Annotated in this window: 1 pseudogene; it reads left to right on the plus strand. The window is 66.7% G+C overall.

The features are described from left to right. Window positions 1-609: pseudogene (locus tag PFU01S_RS21350) on the plus strand (type VI secretion system Vgr family protein); the annotation flags it as partial.

Here is a 609-nt window from a genome sequence, read left to right on the forward strand (position 1 = left end):
CAGCCACGGCCATACCCAGCTCAACCTCGGCTACCTGATCGACCAGCGCGGCAACCACCGCGGCGCCCTGCGCGGCACCGGCTTCGAGCTGCGCACCGACGCCTACGGCGCCCTACGCGCCCAGCAGGGTCTGTACCTGAGCACTTGGAAGCGCAGCAACGCCCAGGGCGCGCAGCTTGATATCAGCGAAGCCCAGCAGCAGCTGCAGAACAGCGAGCAACGCCTCAAAACCCTGTCCGATACCGCCAAGCAGCACAACGCCGACGCCCTGCAAGCCGGCCTGGACAGCCTGACCCAGCTCAACGCCGATGCCGACGTCACTTATGGCAACGACAACAGCAGCCCGAGCCAAGGGCGGCGACACCGCGTGGGCCATCCGCAGCGGCGGACGCGGCAAGACCCCGGGCTACCAGAAGCCACTGCTGATCGCCTCCTCCCCGGCCGATATCGCCACCGCCACGCCACAGAACACCCACCTACACAGCGGCAAGCACCTCACCGTGGGCACCGGCGAGGATGTCAGCATTGCCAGCGGCAAGTCATTGCTGGCAAGCGTGGTGCAAAGCATCAGCCTGTTTGCGCAGAACGCCGGGGCCAAGTTGTTTGCGG

It is taken from the genome of Pseudomonas fulva NBRC 16637 = DSM 17717 (assembly GCF_000730565.1).
GTDB lineage: Bacteria > Pseudomonadota > Gammaproteobacteria > Pseudomonadales > Pseudomonadaceae > Aquipseudomonas > Aquipseudomonas fulva.